Annotated in this window: 16 protein-coding genes; 4 read left to right on the top strand and 12 right to left on the bottom strand. The window is 65.9% G+C overall.

The annotated features are described in order from the left end of the window. Nucleotides 1–58 precede the first annotated feature (58 nt). The 10 genes from GE115_RS02765 to GE115_RS02720 all read right to left on the bottom strand — a co-directional run bounded on the left by GE115_RS02765 (nucleotide 59) and on the right by GE115_RS02720 (nucleotide 8,511). Nucleotides 59–1,300 (bottom strand): type II toxin-antitoxin system death-on-curing family toxin, encoded by a 1,242-nt coding sequence (locus GE115_RS02765; protein ID WP_172979642.1) that lies wholly within the window; start codon nucleotides 1,298–1,300, stop codon nucleotides 59–61. A 189-nt stretch (nucleotides 1,301–1,489) separates the two neighbouring features. Continuing rightward, nucleotides 1,490–1,756, bottom strand: a complete 267-nt coding sequence (locus GE115_RS02760) for a DUF6112 family protein (RefSeq protein WP_153683215.1) — start codon at nucleotides 1,754–1,756, stop codon at nucleotides 1,490–1,492. After that, nucleotides 1,756–2,922 (bottom strand): M23 family metallopeptidase, encoded by a 1,167-nt coding sequence (locus GE115_RS02755; protein WP_246190467.1) that lies wholly within the window; start codon nucleotides 2,920–2,922, stop codon nucleotides 1,756–1,758. The genes GE115_RS02760 and GE115_RS02755 overlap by 1 nt, the downstream gene beginning before the upstream one ends. Before the next feature lie 7 nt (nucleotides 2,923–2,929). Next, nucleotides 2,930–3,589 carry a hypothetical protein gene (locus tag GE115_RS02750; RefSeq protein ID WP_153683214.1) on the bottom strand — a complete coding sequence of 220 codons (660 nt, stop codon included), beginning with the start codon at nucleotides 3,587–3,589 and terminating at the stop codon, nucleotides 2,930–2,932. Between the two features lie 52 nt (nucleotides 3,590–3,641). Continuing rightward, entirely contained in the window at nucleotides 3,642–4,595 is a 954-nt protein-coding gene (locus GE115_RS02745; protein ID WP_153683213.1) for a ParB N-terminal domain-containing protein, read from the bottom strand. Next, a complete protein-coding gene (locus GE115_RS02740) occupies nucleotides 4,592–5,422 on the bottom strand; it encodes a hypothetical protein (RefSeq protein ID WP_153683375.1) in 831 nt (276 codons plus the stop codon). The genes GE115_RS02745 and GE115_RS02740 overlap by 4 nt, the downstream gene beginning before the upstream one ends. 57 nt (nucleotides 5,423–5,479) lie before the next feature. Beyond that, the gene (locus GE115_RS02735) at nucleotides 5,480–5,890 is read right to left on the bottom strand and encodes a hypothetical protein (protein ID WP_153683212.1); all 411 of its coding nucleotides are present in this window, start codon (nucleotides 5,888–5,890) and stop codon (nucleotides 5,480–5,482) included. After that, a complete protein-coding gene (locus tag GE115_RS02730; RefSeq protein ID WP_153683211.1) occupies nucleotides 5,883–6,566 on the bottom strand; it encodes a DUF2637 domain-containing protein in 684 nt (227 codons plus the stop codon). The genes GE115_RS02735 and GE115_RS02730 overlap by 8 nt, the downstream gene beginning before the upstream one ends. After that, nucleotides 6,554–7,438 (bottom strand): bifunctional DNA primase/polymerase, encoded by an 885-nt coding sequence (locus GE115_RS02725; RefSeq protein ID WP_153683210.1) that lies wholly within the window; start codon nucleotides 7,436–7,438, stop codon nucleotides 6,554–6,556. The genes GE115_RS02730 and GE115_RS02725 overlap by 13 nt, the downstream gene beginning before the upstream one ends. After that, a complete protein-coding gene (locus tag GE115_RS02720) occupies nucleotides 7,435–8,511 on the bottom strand; it encodes an ArdC-like ssDNA-binding domain-containing protein (RefSeq protein WP_312854837.1) in 1,077 nt (358 codons plus the stop codon). The genes GE115_RS02725 and GE115_RS02720 overlap by 4 nt, the downstream gene beginning before the upstream one ends. Before the next feature lie 314 nt (nucleotides 8,512–8,825). Between GE115_RS02720 and GE115_RS02715 the strand changes: the two genes are divergently transcribed. Genes GE115_RS02715 through GE115_RS02700 form a run of 4 tightly spaced genes read left to right on the top strand, consistent with a single transcriptional unit; the run spans nucleotide 8,826 to nucleotide 11,907 of the window. After that, nucleotides 8,826–9,248 (top strand): hypothetical protein, encoded by a 423-nt coding sequence (locus GE115_RS02715; RefSeq protein WP_153683209.1) that lies wholly within the window; start codon nucleotides 8,826–8,828, stop codon nucleotides 9,246–9,248. A 57-nt stretch (nucleotides 9,249–9,305) separates the two neighbouring features. Next, a complete protein-coding gene (locus tag GE115_RS02710; protein WP_312854836.1) occupies nucleotides 9,306–9,767 on the top strand; it encodes a hypothetical protein in 462 nt (153 codons plus the stop codon). Next, entirely contained in the window at nucleotides 9,764–10,747 is a 984-nt protein-coding gene (locus tag GE115_RS02705) for a DUF6545 domain-containing protein (RefSeq protein WP_312854835.1), read from the top strand. Before GE115_RS02710 ends, GE115_RS02705 begins: the two co-directional genes overlap by 4 nt. A gap of 26 nt (nucleotides 10,748–10,773) precedes the next feature. Beyond that, entirely contained in the window at nucleotides 10,774–11,907 is a 1,134-nt protein-coding gene (locus tag GE115_RS02700) for an alpha/beta hydrolase family protein (RefSeq protein WP_153683371.1), read from the top strand. A gap of 176 nt (nucleotides 11,908–12,083) precedes the next feature. Here GE115_RS02700 and GE115_RS02695 read toward each other — a convergent pair whose 3' ends face one another. After that, the gene (locus tag GE115_RS02695) at nucleotides 12,084–12,890 is read right to left on the bottom strand and encodes a hypothetical protein (RefSeq protein ID WP_153683208.1); all 807 of its coding nucleotides are present in this window, start codon (nucleotides 12,888–12,890) and stop codon (nucleotides 12,084–12,086) included. A 237-nt stretch (nucleotides 12,891–13,127) separates the two neighbouring features. After that, a complete protein-coding gene (locus GE115_RS02690; RefSeq protein ID WP_153683207.1) occupies nucleotides 13,128–14,438 on the bottom strand; it encodes a hypothetical protein in 1,311 nt (436 codons plus the stop codon). Between the last annotated feature and the right edge of the window lie 148 nt (nucleotides 14,439–14,586).

Here is a 14,586-nt window from a genome sequence, read left to right as displayed (position 1 = left end):
ATCGGCGAGGCCTGCGACGGCGTTCGGATGCGCGTCCGTCCCGATGATGAAGGGTCAGCTAGACCCTTGCCAGACGGCGCAATGTCTTTCGATATTCCGCGATGAACGCATCGACCGGGAGCTTGTCTGTGCCGTAGAACGTCGCTGAGTCCACACCGAATTCGTCGGAAAGCTGCAGCTCCCGCCTCAATTCCTTGATGCGACTCCGCGCCACCTGGCGTCCCTCGCCACCGTACGGGACGTTGTAGCGCCGTCGCGCCTGTTTGCTACGCGTCCCCACGAGCGAAGGACGGTTGATAGTCACTGTGCGTTCGACGACAGCTCGTCCGCCGCGGTTGCCTGTGATCTGGACTGTGCATTCAAGCGCGATCAGCCGTCGGCGAAGCTCCGCGAAGGTCACAACTCGTTCGCCGCCTTCGATGCCGCGACTGTGCTGGAGAAGCCACTGAGCCATGAGTTGAACTTCGATATCGCTCCTGTCTCCAATGAACTTGCTCGCGCCTAGCTTGTGTCCCGCGACGCGAATAGTCCACTTGAAGAGTTCGTCTTGCGAAGAGGTCAGAACCAACCCGTTCTCGTCCATGAACGCCATCATCGAGACAAGCGCCGTCCGCTTGTTGCCGTTGTAGAACGGATGGTTGTGAATGACCGAGTGAGCGAGCGCCGCTGCTGCCATTTCCACCGTGGGATACTTGCGGAACGAGCCGAGGCCGGCGGACGGTCGACCGGCTGCGCTCGCGAGGAGCTCTTGACTCCTCACTCCGGCTGGCGCTATCGGGTCAGGCGTGTCTTTGAAGTCCTGCGCAATCTGGAAGTGGATCTGCTCAATTTCATCTGCACCCAGGTAACGCAGACCTTCCCTCATGTGCCCGATCTCGCGCCAAGACATTGACGACTTGGGTTCGCCGGCACTGGCCGCCGCGGCTAGGACGAGATCTGCGCGTTGTTGCTGACGGGCTTCGCTTTTCCGAGTGGCGCGTTCGAAACGAGCGAGAGCCCCCTTGGGCAAGCGTCGCGCATTCGGACCGATCGTCACGCCGAGCGACTTGGCCCAGGATCGAAGCTCCTCACGCGACATGCCAAGCGTTGTCGACCAGTATTCGACCAGCAGGCGACTCTTCACCGAAGCGGCTCCACAAGCTGCGAACGCGAGGCTGTGATCTCCAGGTCGAATGACTGAATCGGCGGAAGTGGGGTACTCGATCCCTCCATCCCACAGAAGTAGAAGAACATCGTCGATCTCGAGATTCAACTCCCGCGCGAGACTCGCAGGGGTCAGGCTCTTTTTCGCCAAAGCCATCCAAACCATACACATCGGGCGCCGCTCTGGCGCACGCCACCATCCTGACGCACCCGGCCGGGCAACTCGGCATCTCCGCCCACCCCAACTCAAGGGTCACCGCGACGGTATTGACTCGGCGACATCAGCACTGGCGTCTTGTCTTGTGTATTCTTCGCGAGGGCCATGGGCGACTCGCCAAGACTGCTGCTAAAGACTCGTCCCGAGTTCGAGCACGAACTGCGCCCAACCGACCCCGCATCCCGTGAGCGCCGCAGCCCCGCATGCGATCCATAGTCCAATGCGCGCCTTCGTCGCTGTCTGGTAGTGGCCGTGGGCGGTCGCGAGCGCCCAAGTCACCCCGCTGACGATCATCATGAGCACAGCGAAGATCAGCACGTAGGTCATGAGTGCGCCGATGATCGTGCGGAGCTCGGCTGCTGCACCGACGGCGCCGAAATCAGGGAAGACGTCCATCACGGGATCCTTTCGCGTGTGCAGGCGGTGAGCGAGATCTCGGCGTCGTCGACACCAGCAGCCCCGTGTGCGGCGAGCCACTCAAGCGCGTCGACGGCGGGCTGGTCTTGCCCACCAGGGTGGATCTCGAGGTGGAGATGCGGGCCGGTCGACTTGCCGGCCGAGCCGACGTCGCCGATGCGCTGGCCGGCGGCGACCGTGTCGCCGACCGCGACGTGCATGCCCGATTCGTAGAGGTGCGCGTAGTACGAGGCGACACTCTGCCCGCCCACGGTGTGCTCGAGGATGATCAATCCGCCGTAGGTGCCGCGTTCGCCGACGAACACGACCCGTCCGTCTGCGACGGCCAGAATCGGCGTGCCGAGCGGCGCCGCGAGGTCACTCCCTGCGTGGAATCTGCGATCGCCGGAGTACGGATCGGTGCGCCACCCGAAGCTGTCGGTGCTCGTATAGGCGCCCTCAGGCAGCGGGAAGACGATTCGCGCGCTCTCGGGAATGCGCGGGGGCGCGGCATCCGGACCGCCCTTCCGAGACTTGGTGAGCGCGTCGAGGATCGTCTCGGCAACTGGTTCGTAGTTGGCGTATCGGTCCGGGAAGGCGCTGACCTCGACAGCTTGGGCAGCCGCGCCGCGATCGACCTGCTGCCAGCCGGCGATGTCGAGCAGACCGCGCGGTGACCCAGCGTTTGGGCCTGTGGGCCCGCCGAAGAACGCACGGGCCTGGTACTTCGGATCCATCAGCTCGGCGACGGTGCCCCAGCCGGCCGCCGGACGCATCTGGAACAGGCCGAGCGAATCGTGGTCAGAGCCGCTCCCGTCGTTCGGGAAGTCGGCCGACTCAGGATAGGCGGTCGGATTCGCGAGCATCCGCAGGCTCGACTCAGTGAGGGCAGCCATCAGCGCGATGATGATGCCGTCGCGGCCGACGCCCGCGACCTGCCACCCGGTGGTTGTGATGGTCGCGGCGTGTGAGAGTTGTCGACGATCGAGCTGAATGGTCTGGCCCGATCGAGTCTTCGCGGTGAGCGACTCCGGCACATCGGCGACGATGAGCGAGCCGGCTGCGCAGCTCTGGAGCGCCGGGTTCGCCATCGCCGCGACGCTGACGAGGGCGATCGGCGGGCTGGCGAACAGCAGCACCACGAGAATCAGGAGCAGCTTGCTCAATAGGGGCTCATCTCAGCGGCGCGTCGGGCCGGGACAGTCGGAGCAGTCGACACGATGAGTCATCTGGGCAGTCAAGGAAGACCGTGAAGGCAACGCGTCGTGCGCTCGTGACTGACTCCTGATTCCAGATGCCGGCGCGCTCCGCCGTACCGGTGACCGTGAGCGCAGTTGCCGTGCGTGGGATCTGCTCGGCAGACGCCTGGGCCAAGGCGGTGGCCCAGGCATCCGGGGCCCGCAGCGACTCGATTCGAAGCGTTTGCTGCGTGGAGTAGGCGCTCAACTGTTCCCACGCCTGCGTTGGCGGCAGGTACGCGCGGACGTCGGCGGCGACACCTGGCTGCTCATCGGGTTCGGCTGCGTCGATGATCGGTTGCACCCACTCCGACAGTTTGTCGGGTGTGCGAGTGTCCCAGTCGTAGAGCGCGCGCGCGACGGCACGGGCGAAGCGTTCAGGGTCGGATGTCTCCGCGAGCGGTCTTGGCGTCGCCGGTGCGGCACGAGAGGCCACTGGGGTCGTGGTCAAGGCTGCGCTGGCAACCTCGTGGTCATCGGCGGATCCGGCCGGTCCACGCAGCAACCCGAAGACCCCCATGCCGACGAGCACGATGAGTACGCCGGCGCCCGCGAGCACGGCGATGAGCAGTCGGCGACGATTGGCGAACGTCATGTGCGGCCTCCCTTCAGCGATCCAATGCGCGGTCGCCTTGAAGGTGCGCAAGTCAAAGCGCGACAGCGCGCGTTCCGCGTCGAAGCGCTCGGATCCTTGCAAGAAACTCGACGGTGCCGGCCACGGTCGCTTCGAATTCCTCGAGCTGGGAGTCGGTGAGGTCTGCGGCGATCTTTTCGGCGTCGAAGCGAAACCACCACTGCTGCAGATCGCTCCACTGCAACACGAACGCACGGATCGGGAGCTTCACGATCTCCGCAGTGTCATTGGTGGGCTGGGCTTGACGCCCGCGCCGCTTCGACCGCCGCTCGGCGCGAACGCGAGCGAGGGCATCCTGCGCGAGCCGTTCGAGCTCAGGGGCACCGGTGACGGCGCGGAGCAGCGGCTTTACCGGTGCTCCGGCATCGATGGCGGCAAGGGCTCGCGCCGCTTCGGCACGCTGCTCCTCTGCGGCATCCTCGTCCGCGGCGATCCGCTGGAGCTCGCCGATGCGCTCGTGCGTGTTGTACGACCGATTGCCGGTCACAAGTTGGGCGGCCTGGGCGCGGGCGTCGCCGTCGCCCCGTCGCTGCGGTGCCGCACCGGGTGCGGCACCGGGTACTTGAGCGACGCCGGAGTGGAAGCGGCTCCCCGCCTGCCTCCGCTTCGCGTCTTCGGCGAGCAGTTGCTTGACCTCGCGGTAGAGCCCTGCGGCTTCGGTCGGGGCGAGCGGCTTGTGCAGCGCGTTGTCGTCCTGTTCGGCGAGCAGCCGGGCAAGGCCGTCTGAGATGCCCGACCGCACCCACACGCTGAGCGTGCGTACACCGAGCTTCCGCAGTGCGGCGAGTCGTCGTGCGCCGCAGACGAGGTCTCCGTCAGGTGTGACGGTGATCGGCTGCAGCAACCCCTGTCGCTCGATGGACGCGGCGAGTTCGTCGACGTCGCCGAGGTCAGTGCGATGGCGGGCGCCGACGCGAATCGAGTCGATCGCCCGCTCGAGCTCGATGTGGCCGTGGGCTCCGGTCATGCGCTCGTCCATGGGGTGTTGACGACGATGCCGGTGACGAGGTCGTCGTCGTGCAGGAGCGCACGGAGCGGTTCGCCGACGATCAAGCGCAGCAGAACCCCGCGTCCCGCGACGGTGTGCTGGTGAAGCGGGTCGCAGCATCCCAAGAGTGCCTTGAGCATTGCGAGCCAGGCCTGCTGCGGCAGGTCGAGCTGGGCGCGCGCCGCATAGTCGCGGCGGAGCGACTCGTACGCCGAAGGTCGTGACGGGGCATCCGCGAGTCGCCCGCAGACGTACTCGACGCCGACGCGCGCGCGGTCGTTCGGCCAACCAAGAAGGGTGAAGAGCATGATGGCATCGGCGACAGCGGCCTGCACGTCTTCGCGGGGCGCGCTGTCTGGTTGGGCATCGATTGGAGCGGTACGGAACGCCGGGTGGTACTCGGGCAGCTCGTGTTCGCGATCGCTGAACCGTTCGGCGTCGTGGAACACCGACACCTTCGCGCGGCGTGCCTGATGCACCGAGCAGAGCAAACCCTGCGCGCGTTCCTCGGCAATGCAGGTGATCTGCACGGCACGGGTGACGAGCGCCCAAGGGTCATCGGCACGAAGCGTCGCGGGCGCGCGCATCGCATCGAATGCCGCGGATGCCGCCTCCCACGGGTCGAGGCCATGCTTGCGCGCCAGAGCCGAGTACTTTTCTGCGGCGAACTGGAGCAGCGCGTTGGCCTCAGGGTCGGTGCGCCAGGCACCGGGCCCGGATTCATGCAATCGCTTGAGCAACTTCCTCAGGCCTTCGGACCTGCGGAAGGCTCCAGGTTCGGGTTCCCTCTCCGAGCTCCAGTCCATCGCGGCACCTCCTGTCGGATCGGTGCGTGTTGCCGCGGTCTGCAGGATGCCCATGACTCACCGCCGTCCCATCCCGGGTCGGCTGAAGTGGGCGTGCTCGGGGCTGCGGCCGAACTCGGAGAGGGGAGGCAGCTTTGCCGCTCGTTCGCGGATCGCTCGACGGGTCGTCGCGGGTGCTCGGCGTAGGCGCCGTGCGAGTTCGGTCTCGAGGTCGAAACTGCGGCCGGCGATGCGGCCGCTGCCTGCGTTGAGGAGATCGGATGCCCGGACCCACGTGATTCCGGGACGCTGGCCGTGTTGCTCGTCGTGGGTCGGGTCCAGCGCGGAGCTATCCGGGCTATGCGCGCTGCGTGCGAGCGCCATCCGGATGCGATCTGCGACATCGTTCGACTTCGCATCGACGGAAGAGCCCGGGCGTAGGCCGCTCGCGTTTCTGCGGCTGTACTCTTCGAGGTCGTATTCATCCATCGTTCGCGCCTTCCGTCAGCGTGCTGTGCGACGTAGGTGCGCCGGCGTGATCGCGCAGCCACCGGCTGATCGTCGACGGGTGGACGCCGAGCTTTCGGGCTATAGCGGAGTGCGACCAGCCGAGCGCCCGGAGTGATGACGCATCGTCGCGGGGTGCAAGCGCGCTCGACGCCGGTTCGGGAGCCCGGAGGGCGACGACCTGTGTGTTTGCTTCCGGCGTCGCAGCCGCCTGGACTTGTCTCGCGTCACGAGTCGGGTGCGGCGTGCGAACCAGGACGGACGTCAGATGGGTGATCGCCAGAAGCACGAGTGGCGGCACCGAAGCGACGGCCGCCGCGAGCACGAGGGGAACCTCTGTGGTCTCGGCGACCACGGCGTGGATCGCGTTCGCCACGACCGAGATCGCGGCGCCGGCCGCGAGCAGCATCCACGGATACCACGCCACCCGCGAGCGCGCGAGCGCGACGGCTGCCACGGTTGCGACGACGATGATTCCGTCGACGATCAGCGGCCACACCCAAGCCTGCGCCGTATCGATCCCCGATCGCCGCGCGAGGTCGCTCAGCGATATGAACGAGAGCCAGAACGCCCCGGCCGCAATGAACACCGTTCCAACGATGGCCGTGACGGTCGCTACGCGCACACCATCGGGGCGCCGCGCGATCATGCCAGCCATGGAGCATCACTCTCGCGTCGCGTTGATGCGCGAGGCTCGTTCCAGGTCGGCGAGGTGGTAGCGGTCTGAGGTGCTCCTTGCCTGCTCGCCGAGCGGATCGTCGAGGCGATCTCGCGAGCGGAGAGTCCGACGCTCGCCGCAGCAGATCCGAGCGTCGTCTCGATGGCCGTGGGGGAGTAGCCTGCCTCGACAAGTCGGCAGGACGCCCAGAAGAGTCCGTGATTGCGTTCGCCCTCCTGAAGATGCAGCACCCAACGGGCCAAGCGGTCCGGATCTGCGTGATGGATTGCGTCTCGCGGATTGGGGGTCTGCGGCGGTCGTGGATCGATCAGCTCCCGCAACGCAGTCGCATCGACCGGATGCTGCGCGCCGGCGCGCAGCACGGACAGGCGGTACGCGATGCCCCGCACAGTCGAGGGCGGCACGATGATGTATCCGCCCTCGCCCCTGAAGTCGATGTGCGCGAACGCGGACTGCCAACACCGCTGATCACCATCGGGATCAGTCGGGTAGTAGATGTGGAGCCCGCCCGATGGCGTTCGCACCCGGGCGGCCTCTCCGTCAAGGAGGCCCGCTTTTCGGGCTGACTCGAGCGCCGTGAACCCGGTGCCCATATCGCCGGTGTCGACGTCGATGACGTCGAAACCGGATGCCGCGCCGGTCGGCATCCCGAGGTTCGCCCTCGGCCAGGTCGCCCACCACGACCGCACGATGGTGAGCTCGGTCGTCGCGTCGTGGAACCCGGCCGGTGTCAGCGGGCGTTTTCCGTCTGGGAGGCAGGGGAACACCGGGATGCCCGCGTCGGCGAACGCGTACGCAGCGTCGCGCGCGCTCGCCGAGGTCGCGTGAAGGAACAGTTCCCCGATGTTCATGCCAACCTCCGTGGTCGAGCGTGCTCGACTGATCGGTTCGGCGGAGCGGTCGTCGCCGTGGGAATCGACGGCGGCATCGGCGAGGTCGCCCGAGAGAGCCCGGGAAGGTCGGCCGTGCCGAGCTGCCCGGCCGGAAGGTTCGCGAGGATGTCGGCGGCCGCGCGACGAACGCGCTCGCCGACAGCCTGCACGACCTCGATGGGGGTCTTGCCCGAAACGGTCGAAGCCCAGCCGCTCACGTACGGGATGGTGTATCCGGTCGTGTCCATGCTGTGCGCGGCGCCGATCATGAGAGCGACCGACTCGGCCTCGACTTCGCCGATGCCGCGATGGAGAGCCGCCGCCTCGGTCATCGTGTCATGCATGCGCACGTGGGCGAGTTCGTGCGCGAGCGTCTTGACTTGCGCAGCCGCATCGAGGTCGCCGCGGATCATCACCGTGCGACCCAGGAAGTCGGTGCGGCCGTTGGCTTTGCCGAGAGTGGGGTCGTCCGAGGTGGTGAGTGCGAAACCCGCGTTGTCGATGAGAGCGGCAAGCCCGTCCCACAGGCCTTGAGGCGCATCGCCCCGCAGAAGTTGCGGCGTCGGAGGTTCGGGGAGTGGACGACCGTCGGTCTGGGAGATATCCCACACGTATGCGCGTCGTACCCCGATGAGCTTGGACCGGACGACTTCGCCGGCGCGCGGACGCTCGCCGCGGCCGAGTGGTCGCCACGAATCCGGACGAGTGGGCTCGGAGGTTGCGACGCGCGCAGTCAGCGGTGCAAGGATGCTGTAGCCGTGCTGACCGGCGGCGACTCTTCGGCCGAGTTCCTGCCATTGCCGGAATCCGGCGACGTACGTCGGCGTCGGATGGGGAACGAGACCCGCCTCGAATGCGGTGGCATGCTGTGCGTGGATGAGCAGCACGTTATTGAACGAGCGGGTTCGGAAGCGTGCGGCGAATTCGAGGGCGCGCACCCACTGCTCACTGGTGACCAGTGCTTCGACTGCCGCGGTGAGTTGATCGTGGAGCTCGGAAAGCTTGGCCTCCCGGTCGGCGCGGGAGCCGGGATTCGTTGGCAATTCGATCACCTTCCCTACGTGGCCAGCGCTGCGTGCGCGGCTGCAGCAGAGGTGTGCTGGCCGCGCACGCGTTCCGGCGCAGCGCGCAGGGATCGCGGCGCGCGTGCGGTTGCTGCGGCGATATTGGCGGGAACAGGTCCGGCCCTGCGACCGATGTCCCGTTGAGCATGCTCAATTGGTCTTTGGGGTCAGGTCTAGCACTCCGAATTGAGCATGCGCAACCATTGCGTTGGGCATGCCCAATCGGTAACGTGAAGCATGCTCAATCTGTGTTGAGCCATCGAACAGCCCTACCTGGCCCGAAAGGGGAGGGACTCACTCGCATGATCGAAGACGAGAACGCCGCCGCAGCTGAAGACCTTGCCAAACGCCTTCGGTTGCTCATCGACGTCGCCGTCACGGAGACCGGCAGCGAGCCGACCTACACGCAGATCGCCGCCTATCTGGGGGAGCGTGGCATTAAGCTCTCGCGCTCGAGGTGGACCTATATGGTCAACGGGCACCGGTACGTGCAAGACCAACGGCTCTTCGACGGTCTCGCGTCATTCTTCGACGTTGAGCCGGGATTCCTCACGGGGCAACACGGTGCCGCGACACCCGAGCGAGTCAGCGCTCAGCTCGACCTGGTGCGCTCCATGCGTGCCGCGCGCGTCAAGGCGTACGCCGCCCGCACGCTCGGCGACATCTCGCCGGCGGCGCTCACGGCCATCAGCAGGTACCTCGACGAGGAGGTCTCGAACCGGTAGCCGCGGCGCGCCCGCACCGAGGCCGCCGCCATACACGTCCGAGGGGGGGACGGCACTGTGAACACCGAAGGCGTTGCGACGGCGATGCGGGAGCTCGCGCTCGGCGACGAGTTCACATTTCCCGAGCTCGTCGCCGCCGTTGAGGAACGGCGAGGTCGCAGCATCCGAATCATCGAGCTCGAGGATCTCGGCCACGAAGCCGGCCTGTGCGCTTTGCTCATCGAATGCGACGACGAAGACCTCATCTTTCACGCGCCGACCGAGTCCCTGCTGCATCGGCAGCAGTTCGTGCTGCATGAGTTCGCCCACCTCCTGCTCGGCCACATCGATGGCCAGGAGCCGAGCCTGCCCGACTTCCTTCTGCCTGACATCCCACCCGAGACTCGGCGTCGTCTCCTGAGACGGCAAGACTCGTACGACCCCCAAGAGGTGGAGGCCGAGTCCCTCGCCGATCGGTTCGCAGCTGCCATTCGCTCATCCGCCCGCCACGACTCCCGGTTCGTGGAGATATTCGGGTGATCGCAGTCATCGTCTCGGCCTGCATGTGGCTGCTCGTCGCATGCCTGCTCGTGCTTCGTCGAGGACGCGTGGAACGCAGCATCACGTACGCGTCGTTCACGATCGCGGTCTCGATCACGCTCAACATTGATGCGGTGTACCTCGCACTCGACGGTTGGCTCGGCGGGACGAACCTCGTCACCCTTGCTGCCGACCTCGCGCTGATGACCGGAGTCTTCTTCTTGGGACGCGGCGTCATGAAGGCAGCGGATGCGCCATCACGAGCCGTGCGCATCGCTTTGGGGCGCCTTGCGTTCACGATTGCCGTGGTGAGCGCGACCGTCGCGTTCGTGCTGATCGATCGCAGAGCCACTACACCGGAGTTCATGCTCGACTTGGGCGGTCAACCGGCTACCGCGGCCTACTCGATGATCCTTTTCACCTACTACGCCGTCGTGCTCGTGGCGATGGGCGCAGTCGCCACCCGGCAGGTGCGAGTGAGTCACGGCATCGACGCCCTGCCACCGGTGTTGCTCGTGATCGGTTGCGCGTGCGGCGTGGCGCTCTCGGCGGTCGTGGCGGTGATGGATATCGCACACATCAGCGGCAACCTCGATGTCATGACTGGTGCTGCCGTCGCGTACGGACCGCTGTACCTGCTGACGTTCGTGTTCCTCTGCCTCGGATTCGCGGGGCAGCCGGCTGTGCGAACGATTCGTGCTCGCGAGCGGGCTCGAACCACGCTGAGCCTGACTGCCCAGCTCGCGCCGGTCTGGCAGGCGGCCTCTGAGGTGCGACCTGGCATCAGCCAGGATGCCGCCTTCGACGACGCCGACCCAGAGGCGCTCTTGCACCGGCAGGTCGTCGAGATCCGGGACGCGCTCATCGATGGTCGAGTCACCTTCACCATCAGCGTCGCGCAGCGTGAGCTGCTCGAGGAGGCCGAACGTCACCTCGTCGGTGGTGCGGGGAACTCCACGCCGATGCGGGTGCGAACGTGAGGGCGTGGGGGGCGATCGCCGCGGGCATGCTGGCCGGTGTCGCGGCGGCCTTCACCGGAATCGGGTTCGTGATCGCGCGCAAAGTGACGGCGCCGGTGGGACCGCGACGATTCGATCTCATCGTGCGTGGCGTGGACGTCTCCGATGGCAGGACGCTCGTCGTGCTCGATCGCACCGAGCAGACGGCGACACCTGGGCGGTTCAACCTGATCCTCGAGACCGGGGAATGGATTCGGCTCGGGGAGGAGGTCCGGCCCGTCGGCGAGGAAACCGTCGAGCGGGAGGCGCTCGGAGACACGGCGGCGTTGCGGGTGGGCGTGCGAGCCTCGTGGAGCGGGATGTACTTCCGAACTCCTGCGCATGCTGGCCTTGAGGCGACCGAGGTGGCCGTACCGACTCCGGTGGGCCCCGCACCGGCCTGGCGCATCGAGCCCACGAGCGACACCGCCGCCGACGTCTGGGCGATTCACATCCACGGACTCGGCGGCACGCGCGCCGGGACGCTCCGCGGAGTGCAGGTGGCCGCGCGAGCCGGACTTGTGTCTCTGGTGGTGAGCTACCGGAACGATGGCGAAGGACCAACGGTGGGTTCTCGCCGCTCGACACTCGGTGCCACGGAAGCGGACGACGTCGAGGCAGCCGTTCGCTTCGCGATTGAACACGGCGCTCGCCAGATGGTTCTCTTCGGCTGGTCCATGGGTGGGGCGATCGCCCTGCACCTTGCCGCACGGCCGGGCGTGCGCGATCGGATTGCCGGACTCGTGCTCGAGTCACCGGTGCTCGACTGGGTCGAAACCCTCAAGGAGAACTGCACCCGCGCCGGCCTGCCAGGCTGGTTCGGGGCGCTGGCGTTACCTTGGCTCGATTCGCCACAACTGGCGCGAGTCGTCGGCCTGGGCGGCGCAGTTCGGACGCGCCGCTTTGATTGGATGGACCGCGGTTCCCACATCCAGATTCCGGTGCTCGTGCTGCACGGCACACGCGACAGATCTGCGCCAGTCGAACTTGGCCGTCGGCTTCGTGCCAACGCGGTTGCCCATGTTCGTCTCGAAGAGTTCGACGCCGATCACACCATGACCTGGAACGTTGATGCGAGTGGCTGGCGCGCCCACGTGACGCGATGGATCACAACTCTCCGCCTGACCGAAGCAATGGGATGATGATCCCGCGCCGCGCGGAGAATATCGGCGCTTCCGTTGTGACACGGTATTCCGCCGTCGCGTAAGGGGATCCGCTTACGAGACGTCGGTCCGCGTTCGCGGCGCGACCGTCAAGCGAAATTCCGGACTCGTGTCCCCTGAGCCCTCTCGACGCGGCTTTCGATGTGACTCATGAATCAGATTCTGCCGAAGGCCGAGTCTCGTCGTGGCTGCTTGGTGTCGAGCCGACGCTGCACGCTGGAGAAGGCATCGATCGTCAGTGAGATTGCCACGAGCGTAGCCGCTTGGGTCCATTGCATGGATGCAGACAGCCGAGCGTTCAAGATGCCATCCTTGGACTCGCCCAGCACCTCGACAGCTGAAAACCGGGTGGCACGGCTCGCCGATGGGTGACTCAGGCCGCTGATGATCCGCCAGACGCTTGCCGCATAGTTCCCCGGGACATCTCCAGCATCACCCACCTCCCGGATGATGCGGGCGTAACCGGGCAGCCCTTGATTCACGCGGCTCCACTGGATGTCTCGCTCAACGCAGATTTCGCGGATCACACGCCGGGCCTTCAAGTCTCCCGCCCGGAAGCTCTCGTCGCCGCGCTGGAGAACGCCCGCGTCGATCTCGCCGTACAGTGCGGCGCCCTTCATCGCTTCCTCGTGCAGAGCCTTGTCTTCGTTGAGGTCCGCGATCCTCGCGCTTAGTGAGCGTCGAATCCGCTCGAGCTGCTCGTTTGGCTCCGCGATCCACTTCGCAAGCGCCGACGCTTCAATCACTGACCGAAGCACGGGGTAGTGCCCGTACATAGGCACGACCATGTCGCCGTCGGTGACCAACATTTCTCTCGCGACGCGAAGGTTGTCGACCGACATGCCGAGGATGGTCGTGAGTTGGTGGCTCACCTGAAGCCAGCGGGTGGCTGCATCGTCCGCCCCCAACTGCGACCACGGCGCCGGCGTGCGCGAGGTAACAATGTCCTGGCGATCCAACACGACATCGATGTACGACAGCCGATGAAGGAGCTCACTCGCTAAACGCGCCTCGTCTGGATCGGAGATGCTCTGCCGAGTAGCCCTCATACTTCGAGCATTCCATGAACATCAGACACGGCTTGAGTTCGCTGGCGGTCGGAAGCGGATGGGCCTTTGGGTTGCGCACGACGCGCCAGGAGTGCGACCGGCAGCTGTTCGGGTTCCCAGCTGAGTCGGCGACGGTCCTCTCCCGCTACTTCAGCGGTAGGGGCGTTTGATAAGCGTGGCAAGGACCGCATCCGCTCCTCCGGGCTTTTCCCGCGTGTAAGCCCGACGAATCCATTGGACGGCGCCTGAAAGCGAGCCTGCCGCTATTCCAGCGAACGTGTCCTGCGCTGCCGCGCCGACGGCCAGCCCCACACCCAAACCGATCATGCCGTCGATCACGATCGCAGCGCCATCCTCACGCACGGACGCGCTCCCGCCCTTCAATTCACGTTCAACAGCACGTACACGCGGACGAAGCTCATCCTGAACTTGCTCCGTGAGGTCATCTTCTGTATCAGCACTGACGGCGCGACGAAGCTTCCTCAGCGAGCGTCGCCAGTCGTCGAAGTTTTCGGACGACTCGCGGATTTCAATGGCGCGTTCGATCGGCACGTCGACGGATGGAACGATGACCCGAGACACTTCGCGCAGGAACTTGGCGGGGTGCATGCTCGGAAGTGCCGTTCTGACCTTTAGGCGCAGCAGGTCGAGATCCTGCTCAGTTGCAGGGACGTACTGTGCACTCGACTCGTCCGCGATCGCAAGCGTCTTCGAAAGGTAGTAGAAGGCGGGCTCCGATTGCCACGGCTCATCGGCACGATGGACTGGCAACTGCATCTCAACCGCTCCGCCGCGAAGGTTATCCCAGACCTGCAACGGCGCCCCGGATGCCGAGACAGATCTAGCGAATGCCTGCATCTCGGAGGACCGGATGTCGTGACGGACTGAAGTAGCGAGCTGATGCGCGCGCTGCCGTAGCGTTGGCCATTGGCTCCGGACAACAACCACGCCGGACCGAATCAAGTGCTCGACTTCAAAGAGGTTCGAGACGATGGCTGCGAACTGAGACGCGGCCAGCTCTGGAGTCTCGCGCAATCTGGCGAAGCTTGACCATTGGCTCCACTCCGACGCACCCGTCATCACCGTGTTGTACTGGCCGTCACGTCGCCGGTAGCGGATTCCTCGCGAAGGGGGCAGCAGCGAAGCCTCAGCGAAGAAGTCGGCCAGCGGATCAAGGACGAGAAGCCTCGGGTAGTACAGCAGCGAATCACTCAGCTCAGCGCGGAGCGAGCCTGCGCTCCAAAAGGCGCCGAGCCACCCACCTACTAAATACGCATCCTCCCCAGCAGGCTGGTCATACTGAGCCTCCCAAAGCTGGGAAAGAAGGTCGCGCAGCTCCTCAAGCTCCGAGATGGTCAAGCGCTCGAGCTCGGCTCGTTTGGGCTTGGCACCGAGTGCAGTCTCAACAACGTCCAGCACAGTTGGACCAGCGGCATACGACCGATCGACGCGCCTATTCATGAAAGCCACCCTCGCATCTCGCAGGATTGATGGCGCCGAAGCGCAAGATCTCACGGTCGGTGTTTCGTGTCGTTAGCGCCTCCCACCGGTCTTGGCCGCCCGCAAGCCGGTCGCTAGCCGGTGCTGCCACCCGAGGGCTGTGCCGTCG

It is taken from the genome of Agromyces agglutinans (assembly GCF_009647605.1).
Lineage (GTDB): Bacteria > Actinomycetota > Actinomycetes > Actinomycetales > Microbacteriaceae > Agromyces > Agromyces agglutinans.
Note: the sequence above shows the minus strand (reverse complement) of the source record. Positions and strands in the feature narration are given on the sequence as shown.

Bases quoted from the DNA above. Each gene is read 5' to 3' on its own strand.
- GE115_RS02765 (WP_172979642.1), bottom strand. From the start codon at position 1,300: ATGGCTTTGGCGAAAAAGAGCCTGACCCCTGCGAGTCTCGCGCGGGAG.
- GE115_RS02760 (WP_153683215.1), bottom strand. From the start codon at position 1,756: ATGGACGTCTTCCCTGATTTCGGCGCCGTCGGTGCAGCAGCCGAGCTC.
- GE115_RS02750 (WP_153683214.1), bottom strand. From the start codon at position 3,589: ATGACGTTCGCCAATCGTCGCCGACTGCTCATCGCCGTGCTCGCGGGC.
- GE115_RS02745 (WP_153683213.1), bottom strand. From the start codon at position 4,595: ATGACCGGAGCCCACGGCCACATCGAGCTCGAGCGGGCGATCGACTCG.
- GE115_RS02740 (WP_153683375.1), bottom strand. From the start codon at position 5,422: ATGGACTGGAGCTCGGAGAGGGAACCCGAACCTGGAGCCTTCCGCAGG.
- GE115_RS02735 (WP_153683212.1), bottom strand. From the start codon at position 5,890: ATGGATGAATACGACCTCGAAGAGTACAGCCGCAGAAACGCGAGCGGC.
- GE115_RS02730 (WP_153683211.1), bottom strand. From the start codon at position 6,566: ATGGCTGGCATGATCGCGCGGCGCCCCGATGGTGTGCGCGTAGCGACC.
- GE115_RS02725 (WP_153683210.1), bottom strand. From the start codon at position 7,438: ATGAACATCGGGGAACTGTTCCTTCACGCGACCTCGGCGAGCGCGCGC.
- GE115_RS02715 (WP_153683209.1), top strand. From the start codon at position 8,826: ATGATCGAAGACGAGAACGCCGCCGCAGCTGAAGACCTTGCCAAACGC.
- GE115_RS02700 (WP_153683371.1), top strand. From the start codon at position 10,774: ATGCTGGCCGGTGTCGCGGCGGCCTTCACCGGAATCGGGTTCGTGATC.
- GE115_RS02690 (WP_153683207.1), bottom strand. From the start codon at position 14,438: ATGAATAGGCGCGTCGATCGGTCGTATGCCGCTGGTCCAACTGTGCTG.